The sequence below is a fragment of the Eggerthella guodeyinii genome (assembly GCF_009834925.2).
In the GTDB taxonomy this organism is placed as follows: Bacteria; Actinomycetota; Coriobacteriia; order Coriobacteriales; family Eggerthellaceae; genus Eggerthella; species Eggerthella guodeyinii.
Window position 1 is genome coordinate 3,425,741 of the sequence record NZ_CP063310.1, and the last position, 26,783, is coordinate 3,452,523.

At 66.8% G+C, this 26,783-nt stretch carries 23 protein-coding genes and 1 pseudogene; 2 read left to right on the forward strand and 22 right to left on the reverse strand.

The features are described from left to right. Positions 1 to 146: 146 nt before the first annotated feature. Positions 147 to 1,181, forward strand: coding sequence for a hypothetical protein (locus GS424_RS18015; protein ID WP_244977572.1), 1,035 nt, complete (start codon positions 147 to 149; stop codon positions 1,179 to 1,181). A gap of 23 nt (positions 1,182 to 1,204) precedes the next feature. Here GS424_RS18015 and GS424_RS14680 read toward each other — a convergent pair whose 3' ends face one another. The 16 genes and pseudogenes from GS424_RS14680 to GS424_RS14755 all read right to left on the reverse strand — a co-directional run bounded on the left by GS424_RS14680 (position 1,205) and on the right by GS424_RS14755 (position 19,435). Beyond that, the gene (locus tag GS424_RS14680) at positions 1,205 to 2,356 is read right to left on the reverse strand and encodes a M24 family metallopeptidase (RefSeq protein WP_160941482.1); all 1,152 of its coding nucleotides are present in this window, start codon (positions 2,354 to 2,356) and stop codon (positions 1,205 to 1,207) included. A gap of 60 nt (positions 2,357 to 2,416) precedes the next feature. Beyond that, positions 2,417 to 2,836: pseudogene (gene aroQ / locus GS424_RS14685) on the reverse strand (type II 3-dehydroquinate dehydratase); the annotation flags it as partial. Between the two features lie 24 nt (positions 2,837 to 2,860). Next, positions 2,861 to 3,973 (reverse strand): 3-dehydroquinate synthase, encoded by a 1,113-nt coding sequence (gene aroB / locus GS424_RS14690; protein ID WP_160941219.1) that lies wholly within the window; start codon positions 3,971 to 3,973, stop codon positions 2,861 to 2,863. Then, the gene (locus GS424_RS14695; protein WP_160941220.1) at positions 3,955 to 4,494 is read right to left on the reverse strand and encodes a shikimate kinase; all 540 of its coding nucleotides are present in this window, start codon (positions 4,492 to 4,494) and stop codon (positions 3,955 to 3,957) included. Before GS424_RS14695 ends, aroB begins: the two co-directional genes overlap by 19 nt. A 26-nt stretch (positions 4,495 to 4,520) precedes the next feature. Next, a complete protein-coding gene (gene aroC, locus GS424_RS14700) occupies positions 4,521 to 5,693 on the reverse strand; it encodes a chorismate synthase (RefSeq protein WP_160941221.1) in 1,173 nt (390 codons plus the stop codon). 109 nt (positions 5,694 to 5,802) lie between these two features. Next, the gene (locus GS424_RS14705) at positions 5,803 to 6,726 is read right to left on the reverse strand and encodes a shikimate dehydrogenase family protein (RefSeq protein WP_160941222.1); all 924 of its coding nucleotides are present in this window, start codon (positions 6,724 to 6,726) and stop codon (positions 5,803 to 5,805) included. Continuing rightward, positions 6,723 to 7,316: a YqeG family HAD IIIA-type phosphatase gene (locus GS424_RS14710; protein WP_160941223.1), complete on the reverse strand. Its 594-nt coding sequence runs from the start codon at positions 7,314 to 7,316 to the stop codon at positions 6,723 to 6,725. Before GS424_RS14710 ends, GS424_RS14705 begins: the two co-directional genes overlap by 4 nt. An 18-nt stretch (positions 7,317 to 7,334) precedes the next feature. Further along, entirely contained in the window at positions 7,335 to 8,492 is a 1,158-nt protein-coding gene (mltG, locus tag GS424_RS14715; RefSeq protein WP_160941224.1) for an endolytic transglycosylase MltG, read from the reverse strand. A 16-nt stretch (positions 8,493 to 8,508) separates the two neighbouring features. After that, positions 8,509 to 8,928: a Holliday junction resolvase RuvX gene (gene ruvX / locus GS424_RS14720; protein ID WP_154333037.1), complete on the reverse strand. Its 420-nt coding sequence runs from the start codon at positions 8,926 to 8,928 to the stop codon at positions 8,509 to 8,511. A 670-nt stretch (positions 8,929 to 9,598) separates the two neighbouring features. Next, positions 9,599 to 12,235 carry an alanine--tRNA ligase gene (alaS, locus tag GS424_RS14725; RefSeq protein WP_160941225.1) on the reverse strand — a complete coding sequence of 879 codons (2,637 nt, stop codon included), beginning with the start codon at positions 12,233 to 12,235 and terminating at the stop codon, positions 9,599 to 9,601. A gap of 124 nt (positions 12,236 to 12,359) precedes the next feature. Beyond that, positions 12,360 to 13,649, reverse strand: a complete 1,290-nt coding sequence (locus GS424_RS14730; RefSeq protein ID WP_160941226.1) for an AI-2E family transporter — start codon at positions 13,647 to 13,649, stop codon at positions 12,360 to 12,362. A gap of 31 nt (positions 13,650 to 13,680) precedes the next feature. Further along, positions 13,681 to 14,520, reverse strand: coding sequence for a DUF948 domain-containing protein (locus GS424_RS14735; protein ID WP_160941227.1), 840 nt, complete (start codon positions 14,518 to 14,520; stop codon positions 13,681 to 13,683). A 105-nt stretch (positions 14,521 to 14,625) separates the two neighbouring features. Next, positions 14,626 to 15,966, reverse strand: coding sequence for a replication-associated recombination protein A (locus tag GS424_RS14740; protein ID WP_154333034.1), 1,341 nt, complete (start codon positions 15,964 to 15,966; stop codon positions 14,626 to 14,628). 389 nt (positions 15,967 to 16,355) lie between these two features. Next, complete coding sequence (locus GS424_RS14745; RefSeq protein WP_160941228.1) at positions 16,356 to 17,687, reverse strand: FAD-dependent oxidoreductase; 1,332 nt, start codon at positions 17,685 to 17,687, stop codon at positions 16,356 to 16,358. 94 nt (positions 17,688 to 17,781) lie between these two features. Then, positions 17,782 to 18,369, reverse strand: a complete 588-nt coding sequence (locus GS424_RS14750; protein WP_160941229.1) for a cytochrome c3 family protein — start codon at positions 18,367 to 18,369, stop codon at positions 17,782 to 17,784. A gap of 187 nt (positions 18,370 to 18,556) precedes the next feature. Further along, a complete protein-coding gene (locus GS424_RS14755) occupies positions 18,557 to 19,435 on the reverse strand; it encodes a MarR family winged helix-turn-helix transcriptional regulator (protein WP_160941230.1) in 879 nt (292 codons plus the stop codon). 101 nt (positions 19,436 to 19,536) lie between these two features. Here GS424_RS14755 and GS424_RS14760 point away from each other — a divergent pair, with 101 nt between their 5' ends. After that, positions 19,537 to 19,752 (forward strand): helix-turn-helix domain-containing protein, encoded by a 216-nt coding sequence (locus GS424_RS14760; protein WP_154333030.1) that lies wholly within the window; start codon positions 19,537 to 19,539, stop codon positions 19,750 to 19,752. Between the two features lie 5 nt (positions 19,753 to 19,757). Here the strand turns inward: GS424_RS14760 and GS424_RS14765 are convergent, their stop codons facing one another. The 6 genes from GS424_RS14765 to pstC form a co-directional block, all read right to left on the reverse strand. Continuing rightward, the gene (locus tag GS424_RS14765; protein ID WP_160941231.1) at positions 19,758 to 21,494 is read right to left on the reverse strand and encodes a GGDEF domain-containing protein; all 1,737 of its coding nucleotides are present in this window, start codon (positions 21,492 to 21,494) and stop codon (positions 19,758 to 19,760) included. A gap of 168 nt (positions 21,495 to 21,662) precedes the next feature. Beyond that, a complete protein-coding gene (locus GS424_RS14770) occupies positions 21,663 to 23,072 on the reverse strand; it encodes a sensor histidine kinase (protein ID WP_160941232.1) in 1,410 nt (469 codons plus the stop codon). Between the two features lie 8 nt (positions 23,073 to 23,080). Continuing rightward, positions 23,081 to 23,773, reverse strand: a complete 693-nt coding sequence (locus tag GS424_RS14775) for a response regulator transcription factor (protein WP_160941233.1) — start codon at positions 23,771 to 23,773, stop codon at positions 23,081 to 23,083. Positions 23,774 to 23,957: 184 nt separating this feature from the next. Continuing rightward, a complete protein-coding gene (pstB, locus tag GS424_RS14780; RefSeq protein ID WP_160941234.1) occupies positions 23,958 to 24,833 on the reverse strand; it encodes a phosphate ABC transporter ATP-binding protein PstB in 876 nt (291 codons plus the stop codon). Beyond that, complete coding sequence (gene pstA, locus GS424_RS14785; RefSeq protein WP_154333024.1) at positions 24,826 to 25,791, reverse strand: phosphate ABC transporter permease PstA; 966 nt, start codon at positions 25,789 to 25,791, stop codon at positions 24,826 to 24,828. Before pstA ends, pstB begins: the two co-directional genes overlap by 8 nt. Then, entirely contained in the window at positions 25,791 to 26,651 is an 861-nt protein-coding gene (pstC, locus tag GS424_RS14790) for a phosphate ABC transporter permease subunit PstC (protein ID WP_160941235.1), read from the reverse strand. The genes pstA and pstC overlap by 1 nt, the downstream gene beginning before the upstream one ends. Between the last annotated feature and the right edge of the window lie 132 nt (positions 26,652 to 26,783).

Genomic DNA, 26,783 nt, shown 5'->3' on the forward strand with positions numbered 1-26,783 from the left:
CTGCGCACGCGGTCGCCGGCATCCCCGATTACGGCAAAAAAATCGAGGTAGGTAAATTTCCATACGGGCAACCGCTCTCAAAGACAGCTTGTTGAAGTCGCGACCTGGCATTTTGCCCTTGCCCCCGATACGCGAAGGGTCATTCCTTGCTGTTCCATTTACCTACCTCGATTTTTCTGCCAGATTCTTCTATAGTGGCCGACATGGATATACTTATCGGATATCGCTCCGCTCTTGAATACTGGCGATTGGTCGGTCCTGGTTTCCTGTGCGGATATCAAGAACGCAGGACTGCAACGCGCCGCGCGACGAAAGCGTTGTCGTGCCCCTCAAAGCCGCGGCTCGCGCAAGGAAACCGCCGACCGGCCGGATGCAAGCTTCCCGTTCGCGCGATCGTCGGCACAACCGAAGCCAGAACGACAACAGCGAGCCTGGTCAGCCATAAGTGGACGAGCCTGCCGGCAAGCTCCTTTGTCGATGCAGGACAGGGATTTCTTGTCAGCACGCCGGAGTTCTGCTTCCTGCAAATGGCCCGCGAGATGACCGTCGCCCAACTCGTGCAGCTTGGACTCGAACTATGCGGAACGTACGCATTGGCCGAAAACGGACCCGCGATCTCGCGCGAGGCCCCGCTCACGACAGCCGCCAAGCTGAGAGCCTTCATCGAAGCCGCAGCGGGCGCACCCGGGCGAGCCACGGCGTTGCGCGCAACGCGTTACCTGTTGGACGGCTCGGCCTCTGCTATGGAAACCTTGCTCGCCCTGCTGCTGTATTTGCCGAACAACCTGGGCGGTTACGGGTTGAAGAAGCCGAAGCTCAACTACCGCGTCGACGTACCGGCCAGCTTGCGCGAACTTGCCGACCGCAGCTATTGCCTCTGCGACCTCTGCTGGCCGGAAGCAAACCTCGCAGTAGAATACGACTCGCGACTCCATCATTCCGAGTCGGGCCGCCAAAGCAGCGATGCGCGACGGCGCAGCACGCTCATCGCGCTCGGATTCACCGTGGTAACGGTTTTCCCCGGCCACATCACGGATAGCGGCACCTTCAATCGCCTTGCGCGGCAGGTGGCGAAGCTCACAGGCAAGCGGCTGCGCTACCACGACCCCGCGTTCACCCGCAAGCACCTTGAGCTGCGCGAGCAGTTGTTAGAGAACCTCTGGGAAGGCGCACGCGCGTAAGAACGGCGATGCGAGCCTGCCCGCTACAGCACCACCAGGTCGTGGGTCGACTGGGTGAACACCTCGAAGCCGTCGGCCGTGATCACGCCGCAGTCCTCCAGGCGCATGCCGAACTCGCCCGACAGGTACACGCCCGGCTCGACCGTCACCACGTTGCCCGCCACCAGCACAGACTCGTTGCGCGGCGACAGCACGGGCTGCTCGTGGATGTCGATGCCCACGCCGTGGCCCAGGCTGTGGCCCATCTTGCCGGCGAAGCCGCCGTCCGCAAGCGCCCGCTCGGCCAGCTCGTGCATGGCCTTGCCGGTGACGCCGGGCCTGAGCGCGGCCTCCACCTGCTCGTTCGCATTGCGGATGGCCGCGTAGGCGTCGCGCATCCGCGGGGACGGCGCGCCGAGGAACACGGTGCGCGTCATGTCCGAGCAGTAGCCGAGCGCCCGCGCGCCGAAGTCGAGCACGACGCACTGCCCCGCCTCGAGCACCGTCTGCCCGGGGATGGCGTGGGGGCTCGCGCCGTTCGCGCCCGTCGCGACGATGGAGGGGAACGCGAGGCCGTCGGCGCCGTGGCGGCGCATGAAATCCTCGAGCTCGATCTGCACCGCGCGCTCGGTCATACCGGGACGCATGAACGCGACGATGTGCGCGAACGCGGCGTCGGTGATGGCCTGGGCCGCCTTCATGCGGGCGATCTCCTGCGGCTCCTTCACGGCGCGCAGGTCGAGGACGAAGTCGGACGTCTCGCGCAGCTGCGGCCGCGCGGGCGCGTCGGCGAAAGCCGCTTCGAGCGCGCGGTAGGATCCGAGCGTCAGGGAGTCCTCGATGCCGAGCACGACGGCTTCGGCCTCGGTCGCCGCCTGCTCGCCGTGGCGCGCGCCGAACGCAGAAGCCACGAACGCGGCGTGCGTGACGCGGGCGTCGTCGACCGCGATGGCGCCCTCATCGGCGGCTGCCGCGCGCGCGGCCTCGCTGTAGCGCGAGTCGGTGTGCAGCACGGCGTCGTGCGGGGTGACCAGCAGCGCATGGGCGTCCTCGTCGTCGAACACGCCGTCGAACGCGGTGAGCCAGGTGATGTTCGACGTGTCGCGCGCAAAGAACGAGCGGATGCCCGCCTCGGCGCAGGCGGCGCGCAGGCGGTTGAGGCGCGGGGCAGCGAGCGCGCGAACCGAGGGCTCCACCTCTTGCGCGGGCGCTGGGGGAACGGAGCCCACGAGGCGCTCGGCCGGCGCGAGGGACAAGAGCACGTCCACGGCCTCCTTGTACCCTTCCTTGCCCTTCCCCTTGATCTGGGCCACGCACACCGGCTCGATGACCGAGAGATGGCGGAACTCCTCGCGCGTGGAGATGTCGGACAGGTGCACCTCCACCGTGGGGACGTCGATGGACGAGACGGCGTCGCGCAGCGCGTAGGAGTAATGCGTGTGCGCGCCGGGGTTGTAGACAATCCCGTCGTACATGCCGCGCGCCTCGTGCAGCTTGTCGATGAGCGCGCCTTCGTGGTTGCTCTGGAAGCAGTCGACGCGCACGCCGCGCTCGGCCGCGTACGCCGCCACTTCGCGCTCGATGTCGGCGAGCGTCACCGTGCCGTACACGTCGGGCTCGCGCACCCCCAGCAGATTGAGGTTCGGCCCGTTCAGCACCAGGATGTTCTTCATCATGCTCCGCTTCCCTCGCACGTTCGTCTATTCCTTCGAGCGGCGCCAGGCGGCGAGGTGCTCGAGGATGGTGTCGTCGTCGACGTCGGCCAGCTGCCAGGAGCCCACGTCGCGCGGCAGCACGAAGCGCACCTGGCCGTGGCGGGCCTTCTTGTCGCGCTTCATCGCCTCCAGCATGGCCTCCGGCTCGGCCGACCAGTCGAGCGCAGGCAGGCCCAGCTCGTCGAGCAGGCGGTCCTGCGCTTCCACCAGATCGAGCGGCGCGTCGACCAGCGACACGGCCATGCGCGCGGCGAACCGCATGCCCTCGGCCACGGCCGCGCCGTGCGAGAACGTGCCGTACCCCGCCAGCGACTCCACGGCGTGCCCCAGCGTGTGACCGTAGTTCAGGCACTCGCGCACGCCCTTGCTCTCGGACTTGTCGGCGGCCACCACGTCGGCTTTGAACACCACCGAGCGCGCGATGGCCTCCTCGACCACCACTTCGTCGCGCGCGGCCAGCGCGCCGGCCGCGTCGACGAGCCAGAAGAAGAACTCGTCGGAGTCGATGACCGCGGACTTCGCGATTTCCGCGCAGCCGCACGCCCATTCGCGCGCATCGAGCGTGGCGAGCGTGGCCGTGTCGGCGCACACGTACGACGGCTGCTTGAACGCGCCCACGAGGTTCTTGCCGGCCGCCAAGTTGACGCCGGTCTTGCCGCCCACCGACGAGTCCACCATCGACAGCAGCGTCGTGGGCACCTGTACCACCGGCACGCCGCGCATGTAGCACGCGGCCACGAACCCGGCGAGGTCGCCCACCACGCCGCCGCCGAGCGCCACCACCACGCAGTCGCGCCCGAGCGCGAGGCCGGCCATGGCTTCCCAAATCTCGCCGGCCACCTCGATGGACTTCGACCCCTCGCCCGCGGGCACGGCGATGTCGCTCACGCGGAACCCGGCCTGCGCCAGCGCGTCCTTCGCGTCGGCGCGATAGAGCGGCGCCACGTGCTCGTCGGTGATGACGAGGGCGCGTTCGGTCGCGGCAAGCGCGGGCACACGGCGCAGGTGCGCGCCCAGGTTCGCCAGCACGCCGCCGCCGATGCGCACGTCGTAGGTTTCCTCGCCCGGGATGGTGACGACTACTTTCGTTGCAGGCACAGGATGCCCTCCTTCTCAAGCGCGCTTTGCACCTCGCGCGCGATGGTTGCCACGTTCTTGCCGGCGGTGTCGACGGTGAGATCGGCCACCTCGGCGTACAGGGGCAGGCGCTCCTCGGACGTCTTGCGCGCGGCGTCGAGATCCTGGAACAGGGGGCGCGTGGAGGTGTCGCTGATGCGCGACTTCGCCTCGTCGGCCGTCACCTGCAGGTACACGACGAACCCGGCCTCGCGCAGGATGGCGCGGTTCTCGTCGCGCTTCACCACGCCGCCACCGCACGACACGAGCAGCGGCTCCTTGCCGGCCAGCTCGCGCAGCACGTCCGTCTCGATGGCGCGGAAGCCGTCCTCGCCCGCCTGCGCGAAGATCTCCTTCACGCGCTTGCCCTCGCGGCGCTCGAGGTACGTGTCCATGTCCACCGAGGCCACGCCGCAGGTACGCGCCAGCCGGCGCGCGACCGAGGTTTTCCCGGCGCCCATGAATCCCACGAAGAACACGGGGCGCGCAAGCTCCCCCACCACGCGGGGTCGCCTCGAAGCCTCATGCCTCATCGCGCCATCGTCCTGAGCCGTTGGCGGTAGGCCTTCACGGCCGCTTTGATGTCGGCCATGTTGTCGCGCCCGAACTTCTCGAGGTACGCCTCGGCCAGCACGAACGCCACCTCGCTCTCGGCCACCACGGCGCAGGCGGGCACGGCGCACGTGTCGCTGCGCTCCTTGGACGCCTCCTCCACCTCGAGCGTGTCGAGGTTCACCGTCTCGAGCGGCGTCATGAGCGTGGGGATGGGCTTCATGGCCGCGCTCACGATGAGGGGCATGCCCGTGGTCATGCCGCCTTCGAGGCCGCCCGCGTTGTTCGACGCGCGCACGAAGCCGACCTTCTTGTCGAGCGCGATGGGGTCGTGCACCTCGGATCCCGGACGGCGCGCCGCCTCGAAGCCCATGCCGAACTCGACGCCCTTGATGGCGGGGATGGAGAACAGCGCCGCACCCAAGCGCGAGGTCAGGCGATCGCCCGCCGAAGCGTAGCCGCCCACGCCGGGCACGAGCCCCGTCACCACGACGCGGAACGTGCCGCCCAGGCTCTCGCCCGCGTCTTTCGCGCGGTCGATCTCGGCCTTCATAGCCTCCGTGGCCTGCTCGTCGGGGCAGCGCACCTCGCTCGTCTCGATGGCGAGCGGCTTGTAGTCGGGAGCGTTCATGAGCGCGTCGTCCTCGTCGAAGGAGGCGCCGCCGATGGACGTGACGTACGAGAACACCTCCACGCCCAGGTCGGCCAGGAACTCGCGCGCGATGCCGGCCGCCGCCACGCGCGCCGCCGTCTCGCGGGCGCTCGCGCGCTCGAGGATGTTGCGGCAGTCGGACGTATCGGTTTTGAGCGCGCCCACGAGGTCGGCGTGGCCGGGGCGCGGCGTGACCTCCCGTACGAGGTCGGACGGGGCATCGCCGAACGCGGCCATGCGGTCGGTCCAGTTCTCCCAGTCGCGATTGCGCACCACGAGCGCGATGGGGGTTCCCAGCGTGCGGCCGAAGCGCACGCCGGAGGTGACCTCCACGGTGTCGCGCTCGATGCGCTGGCGCCCGCCGCGCCCGTAACCGGACTGGCGGCGCGCGAGATCGGTGTTGATCTGCGATTCGGAGATCTTCAAGCCCGCGGGGACGCCATCAACGATGGCCGTGAGGCACGGGCCGTGGCTTTCGCCTGCTGTGAGGTATCGCATAGTCCGTCGCTTTCCGAGACAATCCCGAGCATGTTCATACGGTATTGTACCCCACCGCTCCCCTGCAGATCGCGAGAAGCATCACGAGAAGCGGCGCATCCAGATCACGCTAGCAGTCGAACCCCGCAGCCTCGGCCATGAGATCGAACAGCTCGTCGTCCGAGAGGGCGACGTCCGCCTCGGCGAGGTCGGCCACGATGCGCACCGTGGCCACCGCCTGCGCCACGAGCATGCCGGCACCGTCGTACGCCGCGCATCCCGCCTCGCGCGCCGCGCGCACGAGCGCCGTCTCGCCGTGGCCGTACACCGCGTCGAACACGGTTTGCCCCGCACGCAGCAGCGCGGCGTCGAGCGGCGCGGCGTCGCCCTCGTTCATGCCGAGCGGCGTCGCGTTCACCACGAGGTCGGCCGCCGCCAAGGCTTTCGTGGACGTGGTGTAGCTGCCGAACTTGAAGGTGGTGCGCTCGTAGGCCGTGCGGAAGCTGCGATGGTGCGCCTGCGCGGCCGGCAGATCGACCGTGGCGTTCGCCAGCAGGCCGAACCGCTCGACGTAGCCTTCGAGCACCTTGCGCGAGCGCTCTTTGTCGCGACCGACGAGCATGACCACGTCGGCGCCCGCGATGGCGCACGCGTGCAGGATGGACAGCGCCGTGGGGCCCGTTCCGCACACGGCCACGCGCTTGCCCGCGAAGCTGAAGCCCGTGCGCTCCAGGTACGTCACGCAGCCTTGGCCGTCGGTGTTGAAGCCGATGAGCGCCTCGCCCTTCTTCACCAGCACGTTGGCGCCCTGGGCGAGCTTCGCCGTGGCCGCCTTCGCCGTGGCCGCTTGATACGCGAGCGGCTTGTAGGGCGTGGTGATGTTGATGGACAGGAAGTCGCGCGCGTCGACGAACGACTGCGCCTCCTCCTCGGTTGCGCAGTCGGCCAGGTCGTAGCGCCACGGCAGCCCAAGGCGCTCGTACACGGCGTTGTACATCGCCGGCGACAGCGAGTGCGCGATGGGATGGCCCAGCAGGTAGAGGTGCTCCGTCATGATGATCCTTCCGCTCGCTCGTTCAGATCGGACGCGATGTGCGATTCGGCTTCGTCCTCCTCGCAGGGAACCGCGTTCTGCGACGCCGTGGTGGCGCCTTCCGGCTTCCGCTCGCCCATGACGGCGCGCTCGAAGTTGCGCAGCAGCAGCGTGTGGGGCAGGTCCTGCTCCACGAGCGGCGCCAGCAGGTAGGCCTTCATGCCGAGGAAGTGCGCGCCCATGACGTCGGTGACCAGCTGGTCGCCCACCACCACCGTCTCGGCGCGCTTCGCGCCCAGCTTGCTCAGCGCCATGAGGAATGCGGGCGGCAGCGGTTTGACGGCCTTCGCCACGATGGGCAGCGACAGCCGGTTCGCCAGCTGGTACACGCCCTCGTGCCAGTTGTTGGACACGAGGCAGAACGAGATGCCCGCATCGCGCGCTTTCGCCAGCCAGAACCCCACGTCGCGGGGCACCTCGTGGGTGTCGCGCGTGAGGATGGTGTTGTCAACGTCCAAAAGCACGTTGCGGTAGCCCAGCGCCAGCAGGTCGCGGTCGATGTCGATGCGCGAGATGCGCGCGAAATAGCGGTCGGGTTCGAGAAAGGCCATGTCGTTGTCGCTTGCGTCCTACGAGAACGTCTGCTGGTGCTCTTCGTACGTCTCGCTGAAGTAGTACTGCATCGTACCGCTCTCGTCGGGCGCGAAGTAGAAGAAGTAGTAGTTCGTCTGCGCAGGGCTGCACACGGCCTGCAGGCAGTCGAGGCCCGGCGAGCAGATGGGCGTGGGCGGCAAGCCCTGTTTCGTGTACGTGTTGAACGGCGTGTCGTTCTGGATGTCCTCGGGAGTGGGGTCTTTGCCCAGCTCGTAGGCCGTGGTCGCATCGCTTTGCAGGAAACCGTAGTTCGGATCGCCGAAGTTGTTCAGGCGGTTGTAGAACACGGACGCCACCTGGGCGCGGATCTGCTCGTCGCCCGACGACTCGCGCTCCACGATGGACGCGAGGTTCACCGCGTCGTAGATGGTGAGGCCCTGGCTCTGCGGGTAGGACCAGTCGAGGCCCGCCGTCTCGGTTTGGAACTGGTCGAGCATCATGCGCACGACCGAGTCGACCGTGGCGTCCTCGCCGATCTCGTACGTCTTCGGGAACAGGAAGCCCTCGAGGCTGTTCGTGCCCGCGTCGGCCAAAAACGCGTAGTCGGCCGCGTACACGCTGGCGTCGGACGCGGCGGCGGTGAACGCGTCGGCCGTGATGCGGTTCTCGGTGAAGTTCGCGACGCTTTGGGCGGTAGCCGCGAGCGTGCTGCCCTCGGGGATGGTGAGCGCGTTCGATGCGGGGCCGGCCTGCAGCTCGTTGATGATCTGGTCGAGCGTGATGCCGCCCGCGAAGGTGTAGGTGCCGGGCTTGAGCTGGGAGTCGACGCCCATCTCGTTCACGCGTTTCGTGAAGTCGGATGCGCTGGTGACCAGACGGGCCTCCTGCAAGTCCTCGCCGATGGCCTTGGCGCCGGCGCCTTCGGCCACCACGATGGTGGCTTCCTGGCCCTCGGCCAGAAGCTCGACCGGCTGCGCGGAGCAGCTGTTGAACAGGGTGAGCGCGCCCCACGCCAGGCCTCCGAGCACGACGACGGCCAGGATGGCCGCGAAGATGACCGGCCCCTTGCTCTTCTTGGGGCGGATGTAGCTGGTATCGTACGTGCGGAACTGACGCTCACCGCGAGCGTGAACCGAGCGTGCTGCGTGGTTCGGACGCTGGGAATAGGTGACTTGCTTCCTGTGCTGGGGCATGGACTGTCCTCTTCTTTCACCAAGCCTCGCGGCGCGCATCAAGCCACGCCTGTAAAAACAAACTCGCGGCTATCATATCTATTTTGCCCCGCATGGCCCGCTCGTTCAGGCCCTTTTCACGCAAACTCCGTTTGGCCTCCTGCGAGCTCAGGCGCTCGTCGACGAACTCGTGGGGGATGCCGCACGCGTCGGAAATGGTCTTCGCCGCAGCTCGTATGCGCACGGCCTGCGGCCCCTCCGCGCCCGCCATCGTGTAGGGAAGCCCGCACAGCAGCAATTCCGGCTCCCAATCCTCGAGCACACGCTGAAACGGCTTCGCGCACGAGAGCACTTCCGCAGAAGGGAGCACCACCACCGGCGACGCCACCCGCTCGCCCGGGTCGCTCACCGCCACCCCCACGCGCGTCTCGCCAATGTCCAAAGCCATGATTCGCATGATGAGCCCTTTCATGTTACCGGCGGATACACGCGGCTTTCCGCTTTCAGCCTATTGTACGTCAGTGCGGCAACCTGGCGAAGAGCGCAAGCATGCTCGCAACCTCTTTTGAGGAAATCGCATGGTCGATACACAGCGGCTTGTCGTCGAGGTGCGAGAATACGGCAAAAATTTTGAGCTAGGTAAATGCGGAACGCTAGAAGACCGTCTTTGCATCGTAGCTTGCACGCAAAACACCTGGTCGGTTTTCTCACACGCTCGCTTTTGGTCAAGTTAGATGTATGTAATTTTTACCTACCTCGAAATTCTTGCCAAAATCAGCTCGCCAAACGACCGAATAGGATTTCTCGACCCGTTTCGCACACCCCAGGTTGACGAAGACGACAAGACGGCCACACACGTCCCGAGGCGGCAGGCGCGGCAGTACGATCACTCCCCCAGGATGAAAAAAAGGGCTTCTCCGATTCACGGGGAAGCCGTCGAAAAGGACGCCCCCGCAGGTTGAAGCGCCGCTCGCAGAGCCGGCGCAACCCGCGGAAGACGCGCCTCGGACCCGGGCGAAGGGGGTCCGAGGCGAGTTCCGCACGAGCCAAACAGCCCAGCGGGCTGTTTGTGCGAGCCAGGACTGTCTGAGCAGCGGACCCCCTTCGCCCGGGTCCAGCCGGCAGCCCTACAGCAGCAGTTCGCGCGCGGCCTGAAGCGCCGCGTCGATGCCCGAGGCGTCCTTGCCGCCGGCCTGCGCCATGGCGGCCTTTCCGCCGCCGCCGCCCTTGATGTTCGGGGAGATCGCCTTGATGATGGCGCCGGCGTCGAAGCCCGCCTCCACCGCTTCCGGCGTGCCGGCAGCGAGCAGCGTGGGCTTGCCTTCCTTCTCGGTGGCCAGCACGGCCGCGCCCGGCTTGTCGAGACGCGCGCGCAGCACGTCCCACGCGTTGCGCATCTGCCCCGCGTCGGCCTCGGGCAGACGGCCGAACACCACCGGGTAGCCCGCTGCACTCGTCGCGGCGCCCTCGAGCAGCGTGCTGATGCCGTCGTCGGCGATGGTCTGGCGGTTGCGCTTCATCTTCGTCTGCAGCTCCTTGAGCTGCTTCACGTTCGCACCGGTGCGCTCGCTCACGTCGAACAGCGGCACGCGCAGCTCCTCGGCCGTCTCCTTGAGCTCCGCTTCCACGCGGTTCATGTACGCCAGCGCGTCGAAGCTGGTCACCGCCTCCACGCGGCGCAGGTTCGCGCCCACGCTCGTCTCGGACGTGATCTTCACGAAGCCGATCTCGCTCGTGGCCGACACGTGGGTGCCGCCGCACAGCTCCTGCGAGAACCCTTCGATGTCGAGCACGCGCACGAACTCGCCGTACTTCTCGCCGAACAGCGCCATGACGCCGGCTTCGCGCGCCGACGCGAGCGACGTCTCGTAGGCGCGCACGGGATGGTTCTCCATGATCTTCTCGTTCGCCAGGCGCTCCACCTCGGCGATCTGCTCGGCCGTCATGGCCTCGAAGTGCGTGAAGTCGAAGCGCAGACGGCTGTCGGCGACGTAGCTGCCGGCCTGCTTCACGTGGTCGCCCAGCACCTGGCGCAGCGCCCAGTGCAGGATGTGCGTGGCCGTGTGGTTGCGGCGGATGCGCTCGCGGCGCGGCACGTCGATGGCGGCGTGCACGGTGTCGCCCACGCTCACGCGCCCGTTCTCCACCTGCACGGTATGGGCGATCAGGCCCTTCTCGGGCTCCTTCGTGTCCAGCACGCGCACGGCGGCGTCGTCCTTCGTCATGGCGCCCGTGTCGCCGATCTGGCCGCCCTTCTCGGCGTAGAACGGCGTGGCGTCCAGCACGATGCGACCCTCGTCGCCGGCCTCCAGCGCGTCGACCTGCTGGCCGTCCTTCACGAGCGCCAGCACGCGCGCATCGGCGTCGTTCTTCGTGTAGCCGAGGAACTCGGTGGGGCCCACGGCCTCGAGGATCTCGTTCATCACGCCGCCGTACGTGGACCAGGCCGCCTCGGCGTCCTTCGTGTTGGCCGCGCGGGCGCGTTCGCGCTGCTCGTCCATGCAGCGACCGAAGCCCTCCATGTCCACCTCGATGCCGCGCTCGTCGCACAGTTCGCGCGTGACCTCGACGGGGAAGCCGTACGTGTCATGCAGCGTGAAGGCGCGGTCACCCGGCAGCACGTCGCCCTCGAGCTCGGCCAGCGCCTCGTCGAGGAAGGCGCGGCCCTGACGCAAGTTCGCGCCGAAGCGCTCCTCCTCGGACAGGATGACGCGGCGCATGAGCTCGCGGTTCTCCACGATTTCGGGGTATACGTGCCCCATGAGGTTCACGATCTCGTCCACGTACTCGTTGAGGAACGGCTTGTCGAGGCCCAGCAGGTGGCCCTTCATCACGGCGCGGCGCAGCAAGCGGCGCAGCACGTAGCCGCGACCCTCGTTGGAAGGCAGGATGCCGTCGGCGATCATGAACGCCACGGCGCGGCTGTGGTCGGCCATGATGCGCAGCGACAGATCGGTGGCCGAATCGCTGCCGTACACGGTGCCGGTCAGGCGCTCGCCCACCGCCACGAGGCTGCGCAGCACGTCGGTCTCGTAGTTGGACTGAACGCCCTGCAGGATGGCGGCGATGCGCTCGAGGCCCATGCCGGTGTCGATGTTCTTCTTCGGCAGCGGCACGAACGAGCCGTCCTCCTGGCCGTCGTACTGGGTGAACACGAGGTTCCAGTACTCCAGGAAGCGGTCGCAGTCGCAGCCCGGCGCGCAGTCGGGGCTGCCGCAGCCGAACTCCTCGCCCTGGTCGAAGTAGATCTCCGAGCACGGTCCACACGGGCCGGTGGGCCCGGCGCGCCAGAAGTTGTCCTCTTCGCCGAGGCGCGAGATGTGGTCGTCGGGCACGCCGAGCTTCTTCCAGATCTCGATAGTCTCGTCGTCGTCGAGGTACACGGTGAAGTACAGGCGCTCGGCCGGCAGCCCCAGCACCTCGGTGGAGAACTCGTACGCCCACGCGCACATCTCCTCCTTGAAGTACTCGCCGAAGCTGAAGTTGCCCAGCATCTCGAAGAAGCTCTGGTGACGGCCCGTGGTGCCGATGATGTCGATGTCGTTCGTGCGCACACACTTCTGCACCGTCGTCGTGCCGATGTAGGGGGCCTCGAGGTGCTTCTGCTGCAGGAAGTAGGGCTTGAACTGCACCATGCCGGCGCTCGTCAGCAGCAGCGACGGGTCGTCGGGGATGAGCGAGGACGAGGGCCAGCGCTTGCAGCCCTTCTCCTCGAAAAAGCTCAGGTACTTCTCGCGGATCTCCGCGCTGGTCATGTACTTCATAGTCGTGTCTTTCTATCTCCTCGGGGGCCGCGTTGCGCGGCCCGCTGCTCCACTATCGACGCGCGGGCGCCTCGGCGCCCGCGTTCCCCCACACGCCTGCGATCGCTGCACGCCGATCGGTCGATCAGCGTTTCTTGCGATGCTGCGCCTTCTTCTCCGCTTCCGCCTTGCGCTGTTCGACGCGCTCGAACGCCGCGGACACGTCGGGATGGGGCGCCGTGGCGTCGGCGATGGGGTCGATGGCCCCGTCGGCGCCGGTGCTGCCCTGGAAGAACACGCCGTCCTCGGACACGAGGCGCCGGCCGGTTCGTTTTTCGAAATAATACACGAAAACGGCCTTCGCGACGGCGACGGCGGGGATCGATGCCAACATGCCCACAAGCGAGCCCATGAAGCCGCTCATGGCGCCGCCGATGGCGGAACCCGCCATCAAGGCGATGAGGGTGAGCGCCGGGTGCACGTCCACCGAGTTCGCCATGATCTTCGGCGACACGAACGTGTACACGATCTGCTGGATGGCGATGGTGCCCAAAAGCGCGATCAGGGCGATCCAGGGACTCACGAACACGCCGACGATGGCCGCCAGCGCGCCGCCCAGCCAGGGACCGACGATGGGGATGATGTTCAAGAGGCCGGCGATGCCGCCGAGCGCCGCGTAGTTCGGGACGCCGATGACGCCGAACAGCACGCCGCAGCCCACGCCGATGACCGCGCACTGCAGCAGGGTGCCCTTGATGTAGCCGCCCATGACACGCGTGAACGTGACGTGCAGCATCTCGAGATCTTCCTGGCGCTTCGGGCCCACCAGGCGCAGGCACTCGCGGCCGAGGTCGGGCAGCTCCATGAGGATCCAGAATGCCACCACCAGCGCGAAGCCGATGGCCACGAAGCTGTTCACCACGCCCGTGCCGATGGCCACGACGCCCGTGGTGCTGTCGCGCACGAACGAGGACGCCCAATCGCCCAGCGCCTTGAGCGCCTGGGTCAGCCATTCCTGCACCGTGCTGTTGGACAGCAGGTCGGCGTAGCGGGAATACAGGTCGTTGCCCCAGCCGATGATGGTCTGCACGTAGCCGGGGACGCTTTCGATGAGGTTGGTGAACTGGCCGCCCAAGCCGAAGGCCGGGGAGAACAGCAGGAAGCCCACGAAGACGAGCAGCAGGAACATGAGCACGTAGGCGATGGTGGTGCCCGCCACGCGCGGCACGCCCAGCTTCTCCAGCTTGTTCACGGGGCCGCGCAGGCAGAACACGATGACGGTGGCCCAGATGACGATGCCCACCGGCACGCTGAGGATGTTGAACAGGTAGACGAGCACGGCCGTGAGCAGGATGCCGCCCACGATCGTCCAGACTACGAGGAAGCTGCGCTTCGCTTTATCGGTTTTTTTCGATTCGGGTTGGGGAGTGTCCACCAAGCCGCCCTTTCGTGCCGTGTGCCGTCGCCTACTTGCCCTGCTCCGTGTTCGCGCTCGCGCCGTACGTGAAGTACTGCTGCGCGGCAGCGGCGTCGGCGTTCGCGGCGGTGGTCACGGCGTCCGCCATGCTGGCGGCCGCTTCGGAGGTCTTGTCGGCGGCGGCGCGCTTGGCCTCGGCCTTCTCCTCGCGCTCGGCGCGCTGCTCGGCACGCTGCTCGCGCTGATCGGCCACGGCTTCCTGCGCGGCCTTCACCGAGGTGGTTACCACGCCTTTGACCACGTCGGTGGCCGAAACGGGAACCTCGGTGTTCGGGGCGGAAGCGGGGCGCTCGGACGCGGGAGCCGACGCGGGCTCGACGGGGCGGTCGTACGACGGGCGGTCGGCGGGAGCCGCGGCTGCGGGCTCGCCTTCGGCGCGCTCGGCCTTCGCCTGGCCCAAAGCCACCGACTCGTCGCTCGCTTTGCGCGACTTGAACGCGTTGCGCACGCGCGCGGTGACGTTGTTCACAAGCTCCACCGGGGCGTTCGTCACCGTGTCCACCGCCTCGACGGCCGAGGACACCGAGTCGGTGATCTCGTTCACGTCTTCGAGGATCTGGTCGACGCGCATGATCTCGAGGTTGGCGGCGTCCACCGTCAGCGACACGCGCTCCACGAGCGGGTCGACCTTCGCCGCGACGGGCTCGAGCGACGCCGTGATGCGCTCCACGCTGGCCAGCGTGGGCTCGACCTGTTTCTGCAGTTCGTCGACCGTTTTGCGCGTCTTGCGGACGGTCATGACAAGCTCGACGACGAGCCACACCAGCACCGCGCCCACGATCACGTAGATCACGGGCAACGCTATGCTGAGAATTTCGCTTACATCCACGGTATGCCTCCTGTTTCCGAAGCCATCACTATAGCACGAGCACCTTGGATGATATACAGACCGAGGTCAACTTTTCACCCTGCTTCCATAGGAGTAGGCAATCGGTTACTTTCCGCGCGACGTGGGGTTTTCTCCGGAATCCAAGCGGTCGCGCGCAAACGTGTCGCTGCGGTAGGCCTCCCAGCCGCGATCGCTGGAGCGATAGAAGCAACCGCGCTGCAGGCCGTCGGGCAGGTACTGCTGGTCCACCCACCCGCTGGGATAGCTGTGCGGGTACCGGTACGCGCCGTAGTTCTCCGACCCGGGACGGTGCCGATCACGCAGGTGGTCGGGCACGTTGCGCGACGGGCCCTTGCGCACCTCGGCCAGCGCGGCGTCGATGCCGGCCTCGGCCGCGTTGCTCTTGGGAGCGAGGGCGAGGTAGATGGCGGCCTGCGCCAGGTTGATGCGGCACTCGGGATAGCCGATGACCTCGGCCGACTTGAACGCGGCTTCGGCGATGAGGAGCGCCTGCGGATCGGCGTTGCCGATGTCCTCCGACGCGGCGATGAACATGCGGCGCGCGATGAACTTCGGGTCCTCTCCCCCGTCGATCATGCGGGCGAGCCAGTACAGGGCGGCGTCGGGGTCGCTGCCGCGCATGGACTTGATGAACGCCGAGATGACGTCGTAGTGCATGTCCTTGTTCTTGTCGTACGGCAGCGATCGGTGCGGGGTGGCCGCGCGCACGTTGTCCTCGGTGATCTTCGCGGGCTTCTTCGCCGTGCCGGGCTCCACCATGCCGGCGGCCAGCTCGAGCGTGGTGAGCGCCGCGCGCCCGTCGCCGCCCGCCAAAAGCACGATGGCGTCGCGCGCCCTGTCGTCGAGCTTGTAGCGGCCGCCCAGGCCGCGCTCGTCGCCGAGCGCACGCTGGACGAGATTGACGATCTCCTCGTCCGACAGCCCGTGCAGCTCCACGACGCGCGAGCGGCTGATCAGCGCCGAGTTCACCTCGAAGAACGGGTTCTCCGTGGTGGCGCCCACCAGCACGAGCACGCGATCTTCCACGGCGTGCAGCAGCGCGTCCTGCTGGCTGCGGTTGAACCGGTGGATCTCGTCGACAAACAGGATGGTGCGCAGGCCGAACGCCGACAGGCGTTTGTCGGCCGCATCGATCTCGCGGCGCAGGTCCGACACGGTGCCGCCGATGGCGGACACCTCCACGAACGTGGCCTTCGTCGTTTCGGCGATGACGTGCGCGAGCGAGGTTTTGCCGGTGCCGGCGGGTCCGAACAGGATGACCGAGCTCAGCTGGTCCTGCTCGATGGCGTTGCGCAGCCACGAGCCGGGGCCCACCGCCTCGTCCTGGCCGACCACCTCTTCGAGCGTGCGCGGGCGCATGCGCACCGCGAGGGGCGCAACTTCCGACTTTCGCTCGTTTTCCATTTCAGTAAATAGCGTATCCATGCCGCGTATCGTACCATGCGAACGCCTGTTTGCCTACTCATGTTTGTGGATTCGACGAAACAACCGGATGTCAAGACTTTATTTTGACGGTGCTACCCATATACTCAGAGATAGGTCCTGCCCTCGTAGCCATACTTTGCGATGGACCGATGCTGATACATGAGGGAGCTCAAGATCGCGCGTGAAATGGGGATTCGTGTCTGTTGACACGAAAGCCAGGAAGCGGGCTGCGAGCACCCACCTTTTAAGGTGGGTTCATCCTTCTGGCCGGGGGTAGGGCTTCGAAAAACGAACGAAGGGGCTGCAACGTCGACGTTGCAGCCCCTTTCCTTTTGGGAAGCCGTGCAGGTCGCGCAGCAGGGAGGGATGCCGCGCAGGCGAGGGAGCGCCTAGGCGACGGCTTCCGAGTCGGCCATATGCTTGCCGGCGATGCGCCCGAACGCGAACGAGAAGCTCACGTAGCAGCCGCACCCGGGGTAGTTGCCCGGAACGCCGAAGATGTTGGAGCCGGTGTCGCAACCGGAGCAGTACAGGTGCGGGATAGGCTCGCCCCACACGTCGAGCACCTGGGCGTCGGTGTTGATGACGAGGCCGCCGTGCGTCTCGGCCAGATTCATGGCCGGCACTTCCATGTAGCCGTCGGCGTCCATGTCCCAGCTGTTGTACACGTCGTTGTACTGCACGTTGTAGTGGTACTGCTGCGCCACCTCGATGGGATAGTAGTTGCACATGTTGTACAGGTCGGCGCCCACGGCCATCGCGGCCAGCACACCGTCGCCCGTGCAGTCCTTGCACATGTAGGTGCCGTAGTCGAGGGCGTCTTGGCAGAAGCGCTCCTGCATCTCCAAACCGGCCGGGAATCCGCCCGTGGCCAGCATGACGCCCTTGTTCGCCTTGTAGAACACGGTGCCATCGGGGCCGCTGGCCTCCACGCCGACGACCGCGCCGTCGGCGTTCGTCACGAGCTTCACGAGCGCGGTGTTGAAGACGGCCTCGATGTTGTCCTGCTTCTCGATGCACGCCAGCAACGGGTCGAACAGCTCGGGGCCGGAGTTGGCGGTGTTGTCGGGAGAGGCCGTCGCCCAGTGGGTGCGCGGGACGGCCTCTTCCTGCTTGACGCCGAACTTCTCGTACTCGCAACCCGTCGCGTCAAGGCAGCCGCCCACGGCGCCGTTGTGGCGTCCCTCGTCTACCGCGCTGTTGGCCTCGGCCATGGCGACTTCGAAGCACGGCTGGCCCAGGTACTCCTCCGCAAGCGCGTCGAGCCAGTCGACGTTCGGTCCGGCCACGTCGGCGTACGCACGGGCGATCTCTTTGCTGCACGTGCCGTCCGTGCAGGTCATGACCCAGTCGTACAGCGCATCGGCGCTGTCGTCGATGCCGAGCGCCTGCTGGATCTTCGTCGGTGCGCCCATGATGGCGCCGCCGCACCGCGCCATCGAACCGCCCGGCAGCGCAGCTTTCTCGAGGATGATCACCGACGCGCCGTTGGCTGCCGCCTCGATGGCGCAGGAGGCGCCGGCCGCGCCGTAGCCGCACACGACGACGTCGGCCTCCTTCGTCCAGGCGACGGATGCGCCGCCCGATGCCGGCTCGGTTGCCGCAGTTGCCGAGCCGCCGCCCGTCGAGCAGCCGGCGAGGGCGCCGCCCGCCATCGCGATCGCCGCGACGCCGGTTCCCTTCAAGAAGTTCCTGCGGGTAAAGCGTGTGTCGTTCCCCATGATCGTACCTTTCCCTTCCTCCGATATGCCGCCACGACCGATCTCGGGCGCGGCGGGGTTTCACGGCGACGCCGTGTCGTCCCTCATGCGCGTTCTAGCTGTGGCAGGTGTAGCATTCGTATACGTCGGCGTGATGGCAGCTTGCGCATACGCGCTGGGCCTTTTTCTCGATGGTGGCGCCCGAGACATGCGTCTGATGGCAGCTCGTGCAGGTCACTTCGGCATGGTCGGCCGACTCCGGCAGCGCATGCGGGTTGACCACGGTGCCGTTCGTGTCGGTGAGCACCTCCACGTCTGCCGTGGCGGCTGCGACCTCGTCGAGCGCATGGCAGCTTTCGCACGTTGCCGCGTCCACCGCCGTGCTCTTCAACACGGCCTTCGCCGCTTTCTCCGCCGTCGCCCCCTCGTGGGCCGAGGCGAGCGTCGAGGCGTCGGCGTGGCATACGGCGCATGCCGTCCCCTCGTGCTGAGAGGCCGCACAGGTTGCGTCTTCAAACGACGACTGCTCCTTCGCATGGCACATGCCGCAATCGCTCGTCTCCGACCAGGAGAAGTCAACCTGCACCGCAGCCGCCTCGTCGTCGTTCGTCGAAGCTTCGCCGTCGTTCGCCTTCGGCGCGCAACCCGCAAGCGCCAGCGCCAGCATCGCAAGCGCGAGCACCGCGAACGTCGCGACCCGCATCGGCGAAACGGCCGTTCCTCGTTCTTCCCTTTTCATGGTTCCCCTCGTTTCCCCGTGGTTCCGTGCCTCAAGTGTACGGGGTGTATCCAATCGGTTACAAACGTTTTCACATGATGCGACGCATCATGCAATTCGGGAGAATGCACGGGGAATAGAGGCGTTTGACCTGGTTCGATTCAGGAGGGCTTCACGAGCGAGCGTACGTTGCGTGCATGCGCATGTGCAATTCGTTCGTCTTGGATTTGAGCGAGGCGTCAACCCCGGCGTACAGCTCGGCGGTGATGCGGCCCAGCTTGCCCGTGACCAGCGCGGCGCTCACTTCCCCCTTTTCGGTGAGGGCGATCACCTTGTGGCGACGATCGACGCCGGAGCCGTACGACACCAGTTCCTTGCGGGAAAGCTTCGCCACCAGAGCGGAGACGGAGGTGCGCTCGAGCATGAGCGTCTCCGCGAGGGTTGCGCACGATAACGGCGCAGGACGCGCTTCGAGCACCGCGAGGCACCGATATTCAGCGAATGACAGGCCGGCGTACTGCGCGACGACACGCGCCCATCGCCGCAGCAACGCCGCGACGATCATGAGGTACGCAGGGGTGAGCACTCGATGGCACAGCCGGTTGATCTCCTCGATGCCGATGCCCAGCTTCTCCGCCACCGACGGGAAGGAGCGCATGATCTCCTCGACGTCTTCGTCCGTATGGTTCGCCCACACCGAAGACCGCAGGCTCCGGTACACCCCTTCGTAGCCCCGGTCGAGCGCATGGGCCCCTTCGGCACGCTCCCTGAGGACGGTCAGCCGCCCGTCGTTCGAGCAGCGCCCCTTGTCGACGAAGCCCGTGCGTGCGAGCGCGTTCGCGGCCACCACCACCGTATTCTCATTGGCGAGGGCGTTGCGAGGGAAATCGGCCAGCAGCAACGAACCGCCATGGGACCGCACCGACGAAAGCAGGCAGAATTCGAGATACGACACCCCGCACACCTCGGCGATCGTTTCGCCGATGCGACGATGCAGATCGACCACCACCGTCGCCAATTGAGGCGTGAACAGCACTTCGTCTTGGATCATGCGGACCCTCCTTCGATGCCTCCCTGCATCTTCTGGGGCACCTCTGCATATTGTGCCCTATAGGACACTTAGTATACCGCACCAGACCGTACTCTTTGCCTATGACTCAGACAACCAGGAAAAATGTCGGACAGCGCGTTCGGGCGCTTCGCGAGCAGAACAATCTGACGCAGGAGCAGCTTGCGCTCATGACGGGCGTGGGCCGGTCGTACCTCGCCAAGGTGGAGGCCGGCAACCGCAACGCCACCGTCGACTTCATGGAGAAGATCGCGCTCGGCCTGGGCACGACGCTGGGGCGGCTGTTCGAGGACCTGTAGGCGCCCTACTCCGCCGCGGCGATGGTGGCGAGCGCGTCCTCGAGGTCGATGTACGCCACGCACACCACCGGCGTGCCCTCCACCGCTTCCTCGGCGAACGTGCCGATCACCTCGACCCATGCGGGCTCGCCGCGACGGCTCACGCGCACGGGACCGCAGAAGCTCCGCTCCCCCGCCTCGAAGGCGCGCGAAGCGAGGGCCCCGACGGCACGGCGGCTGGCCGCGTCGTCGCCGACGAGCGCGGCGTAGAGGTCGTTGGACGCGATGACCGAGAAGTCCTCGTCCATCAGCTGGCGCGCGAATCCGAAGCCCAGCACGTTCATGAACGACGCGCCGCGCTCGAAGCTCTCGCTTGGCGCGCCGCTGCCCGCCTCGTGGTAGCGTCCGCTGCGCGGATGGCGGGCGCCCGCCAGGTCCGACGTGTACTTGCTGCGGTAGAACCTGCGCTTGTCGCGGTACATGGCCTCGTCGGCGTCGAACAGCGCCCGGTCGATCTCGTCCGAGCGCGCGGTCCACTGCGCGCCGATGGCGACGTTGCAGGACGGCGTTTCGGCGAATGCGCGCTGCAAGCTGTCCACGAGCGCGCGGAACCCCTCCTCGTCGGTGTCCACCACGGTGGCCACGAACTCGTCGCCGCCCACGCGGTAGATTCGCGCCGCGCCGCCCAGCACGCGCCGCATCGTCTCGGAGCACATCTGCAGCAGGCGATCGCCCTCGGCATGGCCGCCCCGGTCGTTGATCTCCTTCATGCCGTTGACGTCGAGGAAGATGGCGCCGAACGGACGGGCCAGCTTCTCGAGCGCCCGCACGTCCTCGTTGTAGCGATTGCGGTTGTACAGGCCGGTCAGCGAATCGTGATAGCTCATCGTCACCAGCTGCCGCTCGTTCTCGATGCGCTGCAGCGTCATGGAGTAGAAGTAGCACAGCGTGCGCAGCAGCGGCGCGATGTCGCGAATGAGCTCGACCGGCGGGTTGTCCAGCCCCAGGAAGCCCACCAGCTCGCCGTCGCGCTCGATGGGCGACACGACGAGGGTGACGATCCCCTGCTGGGCGAGCGTCTCGTATTCGAAATCGTCGATGGTGCCCTTCAGCAGGCTCAGGTCCTCGATGAGCACGCATTCGTTGCGGCCGAACAGGTCGAGCCACCGCGAGAAGTTCGCGTAGTCGATGCCCTGCAGGTTCCCGATTTCGGGCGCAACCCCTTCCGCGCACCACTCGTACGTGTTGTCGAACAGGCTGTTATGGGCCGAGAAAATGTAGGCGCGCTCGGCATGGAGCTCCGCGCCGAGGCGCTCGAGCATGCTGTCGGAGGCGCGCTGCGGGTCGGTCGCCCGGTACAGGTCGTTGGCTATCTCGAGGATGATCTGCTCGTTCTTGTGCAGGTTCCGAAAGCGCATGCCCTCTTCTTTTTGATCGGTGAGATCGAAGCCCACCTCGAGGCGCACCAGCTTGCCGCCCCAGTTGATGAGGCGGTCGTTGAGCAGGTGGCGGTGCTTCGTCAGGGGGTTCGTGAACTCCCACACGTAGCTTTTGTCAACGCTGAGCAGGTGGTTCGTGCAAAAGGGACAAGGATCGTGACGGCCCTGCAAGAACTCGTAGCACGCGACGCCGTCCAGGTCGGCGTCGAGCGGCACCTTGAACAGGCGGCGGCCGGCCTCGTTCACGTAGAGAAGCTCGTACGTTTCGATATCCGAGATGTAAAACGGATCGGGGTAGTTCAGATCGTCGTTGTAGTCAGCCATCCAGAACCCTTGTCTACGTTGCGAACCTCGTGCGAGCGGCCATACGGAACAAATAAATAGTACTTTGTCCTAGTATAGCGCGGTTCTCAGATACGCAGGCAAGGAAAGCGATATCGCTTCAGGAAAGCCGCGGGCCCCGCGCGGGGCCCGCGCGATGCGGGGGCGGCCTCAGGCGCTGGGGAACCGCAGCACGAACGTGGTGCCCTGCCCCTCGGCGCTCTCCACCTCGATGGCGCCCCCGTGGTACATGACGGCATGCTTGACGATGGCCAGGCCGAGCCCCGTGCCGCCCGTCTCCTTCGAGCGGCTCTTGTCCACGCGGAAGAAGCGCTCGAACACCTTGTCGTGCAGCTCCGCGGGAATGCCCGGCCCCGTGTCGCTGACGCGCACGACCGTCTGCCACGCCTCGGCTCCCGCAGGCGAGCCCTCCACGCGCTCCGACCCCACCTTCATGGTGACGCTGCCGCCTTCGTGGTTGTAGCGGATGCCGTTCTCGATGAGGTTGTACAGCATCTCCTCGGCCAGCGTCTCGCTGCCCGCGATGCACGCCGACGCGCCCTCCACCTGCACCTCCACGTGCTGGTCGGCCGCGAAGCTGGCCAGACGGCCCGCCACGCGCTGCGCCACCACGTACAGGTTGATGGCCGCCGCGCCGTCGTTCTCGAAGGCCGACTCGTCCAGCTTCGACAGCGTCAGCACGTCGTTGATGAGCGAGCGCATGGTCTGCGCCTCGTCGTAGATGAGCGCGGCGAACTTCTGGCGGTCGGCCGGCTGCACCATGTCGTTCTTCATGAGCTCGGCGTAGCCCGAGATCACCTGCAGGGGCGTCTTCATCTCGTGGCTCACGTTGCTCGAGAAGTCGCGGCGCATGTTCTCAGCCTCGGCCAGCTCGCTGTTCTGGGCTTTCAGCTGACGCTGCTGCTCGTCGATGCGGATGAGCAGCGGGTCCATCTCCTCGTAGATCTCGTTGTCCAGCGGGTTGGCGAAATCGAGCGCGTCGATGGGCTTCATGATGCGGCGCGTGAGCATCTTCGACAGCAGGAACACGAGCACCACCGCCACGGCCAGCGCCACGAGCACGGGCATGAGCATCTCGCTGAGGAACGACAGCAGCGAGTGGCGCGTCTCGGACAGGCGCACGATGCTGCCGTCGTCGAGCTTCACGGCGGCGTACACGGTGTCGGTGCCGAGCGTTTCGGAGTAGCGCATGGTGACGGCCTCGCCCTGGGCGGCGGCCTCCTGCACTTCGGGACGGTCGGCATGGTTCTCCATGGCGTCGGTGTCGGCGGCGCTGTCGAACAGCACCGTACCGTCCTCGGCGATGAGCGTGTAGCGCGTCAAGCCGCTGAACTGCTCTTTCAGCGCCGGCGCGTTGTCGGACGACGGCGTGGCGTTCAGGTAGCGCGCGGCGTCCTGGGCGCTGGCGGCCAGCTCGGTTTCGGCGTCGTGCTCGTAGGACAGGTAGTAGATGGTGGTCATGGTCACGGACAGCGCCATGATGATGGCCAGCGTGAACACGAGGACGCTCGTGAATATCTTGCCGGACAGGTTCTTCACCTTGAAATGGGTGGGGCTCATGCGCGTGCTCACGAAGCGGGCTTGATGCAGTAGCCGACGCCGCGGACCGTGCGGACGAGGGCGTCGGCCCCCTCCTGCGCTGCGGCCAGCTTCTGGCGCAGCGTTTGCACGTGCACGTCCACCGTGCGCGTCTCGCCCACGTACGTCATGCCCCACACGTCTTCGAGCAGCTGGCTGCGCGACAACACGTGCCCCTGGTTCTGCAGCAGGGTGTGCAGCAGGTCGAACTCCTTGAGCGTGAGCGTGATGGGCTCGCCCGCCACCTGCACGGTGTGGGCCGACACGCACAGCTCGATGGGGCCGCACGCCAGCTCGTCGTCGGCCACCACGGGCGGCGCCGAGGCGCGGCGCATGAGCGCGTTCACGCGGCTGACCAGCTCCATCATGCCGAAGGGCTTGGCCAGGTAGTCGTCGGCGCCGGCGTCGAGGCCGCTCACCGTGTCGAACTCGGTGCCCTTGGCCGTGAGCATCATCACGGGCAGGTGCTTCGTCGCGGGGTTCTCGCGCAGCATGTGGAGGATTTCCAGCCCGTCGATCTCGGGCAGCATGATGTCGAGCAGCACCAGCTCGGGGAGGCGTTCCTTGCAGGCGGCGAAGAACTCGCCCGCCGCAGGGAAGCCCGCGGCCTCGAAACCGGCCTGCTTGAGCGCGTACACCGTCAGGTCGCGGATGTTGGTATCGTCTTCAACGTAGTAAATCATCGTGGGGGCTCCCGTGGAACGTTCCAACCGTTTCGGCTCATTGTAAAGCAGCCGGAAAGCGACCGCAGCGCCGGACGAGTCAAATTTGCGTAAAGTGTTGCGGAAGCGACGGGCCGCGCCGGACGCGGGGCGGCCCGCCGGACGCCGCACGCGGGGCAGCGGACGCCGGGCGCGGCGCGTGCCGCTACCCGAAGCGCCCGGCGACGTAATCCGCGGTGCGGGGGTCGGTCGGGTTCGTGAAGATGTCGTCGGTCGAGCCGGACTCCACCATCTCGCCCAACAGGAAGAACGCGGTCTTGTCGGACACGCGCAGCGCCTGCAGCATGTTGTGCGTCACCATGATGACCGTGTACTTGCTCTTGAGCTCGCCCACGAGGTCCTCGATCTTCGCGGTGGAGATGGGATCGAGCGCGCTCGTGGACTCGTCCATGAGCAGCACTTCCGGGCGCACCGCCAGCGCGCGGGCGATGCACAGGCGCTGCTGCTGGCCGCCGGACAGGCCCAGCGCGTTCTTCTTCAGGCGGTCCTTCAGCTCGTCCCAGATGGCGGCGTCGCGCAGGCTCTGCTCCACGATGGCGTCGAGATCCTCGCGCCTCTTGATGCCGTGCGTGCGCGGGCCGAACGCCACGTTGTCGTATACGCTCATCGGGAAGGGGTTGGGCTGCTGGAACACCATGCCCACGCGGCGGCGCAGGTTGTTCACGTCGATGGAGCGGTAGGCGTCTGCGCCGTCGAGCGTGATCTCGCCTTCGATGCGGCAGCCCGCCACGAGGTCGTTCATGCGGTTGAGGCTTTTCAGCAGCGTGGACTTGCCACAGCCCGACGGGCCGATGAGCGCCGTCACCTGGTTCTGGGGGAACTCGAGGTTGATGTCCTTCAGCGCGTGGAAGTCCTTGTAGAACAGATCGAGGTTGTGCACGCCCATCTTCACGGGCGCGTCGGCGGGGGCCTGCCGGCCGTTGCGTCCGGCCGCGCGCTCGCGGGTCTGCGGCAGGTAGGAATGCACGGTCGCGGGGGTTGCGGCGCGCGGCGCCGACTTCTCTACGGTAGCGTTAGTCATCTTGGTTTCCTTTGCTCATCTTCTTCGCGGCGAACGTGGCCAGGAGGTTCAGCACCACCACCATGACCAGCAGCACCACCGCCGTTGCGTACGTTTCGTTCACGTGCAGGCCTTCGCTGGCCAGCACGTACATGTGCACGGCCAGGGTGCGCGTCGAGTCGAACAGCGCCATGCCGCCCTGCTCGAGGAAGTTCGGGATCTGAGCGATGGAGCCCGCCGTGAAAATAAGGGCCGCCACCTCGCCCACGCAGCGGCCGAGCGCGAGGATGACGCCGCCCAGGATGCCGGGGACCGCCGAGGGCAGCACACAGCGGAACACCGTGCGCAAACGGCCCGCGCCCAAGCCGAAGCCGCCCTCGCGGTAGGCGTCGGGCACGGCGATGAGCGCTTCCTCGGTGGTGCGCATGACCACGGGCAGCACCATGATGGCCAGCGTGCACGCGCCCGCCATGAGCGACAGGTTCCAATGCAGCGCCGTCACGAAGAACAGCATGCCGAACAGGCCGTAGATGATGGAGGGGATGCCCTGCAGCGTCTCGGTGGTGGTGCGCACGATGGCGACGAAGCGGCTGCCGCGCGGTGCGTATTCCACCAGGTAGATGGCCGATCCTACGCCGACGGGCACCGCCATGAGCAGCGAGAGCCCCGCCATGAGCAGCGTGTTGACGAGCGCCGGCATGAGCGAGACGTTGTCGGAGGTGTACTCCCAGGCGAACAGGCTGGGCGTGAGGTACGGCACGCCGTTGACCAGGATGTAGCCCACGAGGAACAGCAGCACCGCCGTGGTGAGCAGCGCGCCCAGGTACACGAGCAGCCGCAGCAGCGCCGACACGACGCGGCGCGTTTTGCGCTGGCGCGTTTCGGCGACGGCGAACAGGGCGTCGATGCGGTCGTCGGAATCGGCGGGAGCCGCGGGGGTCGAACCGGCCTCGTAGGCTACGGTGAGTTTCGGGCTCATTACTTCATCTCACCTCGCTTCTTGATGACGTTGAACAACATGGTGATAGCCAAGATGAACACGAACAGCACCACGCCGGTGGCCACGAGCGCGCCGCGGTGCAGGTCGGCCGCGTAGCCCATCTCCAGCACGATGTTCGCCGTCATGGTGCGCACGCCGTTGAAGAGGCTCTCGGGAATGAGGGGCTGGTTGCCGGCCACCATGATGACGGCCATCGTCTCGCCGATGGCGCGCCCCACGCCCAGCACCACGCCGGCCATGATGCCGGAGGTGGCGGCGGGCACGATGACGCGGAACACCGTGCGCTCGTGGTCGGCGCCCAGCGCCAGCGCGCCTTCGTAGTACTTCTTCGGCACGGCATCGAGTGCGCTCTGCGCCACGGTGATGATGGTGGGCAGGATCATGATGCCCAGAAGCACGGCCGCCGCCAGCAGCGACAGGCCGTTGCCCGGCATGTTCGTGCGGATGAACGGCACGATGAGCACGAGGCCGAAGAAGCCGTACACGACCGACGGGATGCCGGCAAGCAGCTCGACGCCGGGCTTGAGCACGGCCGCGACCTTGCCGTTGGCGAACCGCGACAAGAAGATGGCGCACAAGAGGCCCGTGGGCACGCCCACGACGATGGCGCCGGCCGTCACGTAGATGCTGCCGATGATCATGGGGAAGATGCCGTAGATGTCGTTGGCCGGCCGCCACGTGGTGCCGAAGAGGAATTCCGGCAGGCCGATCTGCGCGATGGCCGGCACGCCGTTGGCGAACAGGAAGACGCAGATGAGGGCAACCGCGAGGATCGAAATCCCCGCGGCTCCCACGAACAGCGCCTTCGCGATGCCTTCCTTTATGTGCGGGTGGGACATGAAAGCTCCTTGGTTTTCTGTGAGGGGCGACTCGTTCAAGCCCCTCATGGCGCGAGGTGCCACGAGGAATCAGGGCGCTTCATCGCGCCGACCGCACCCCGCGCGCGTTACGAATCGGCGCGGTAGGGGCTC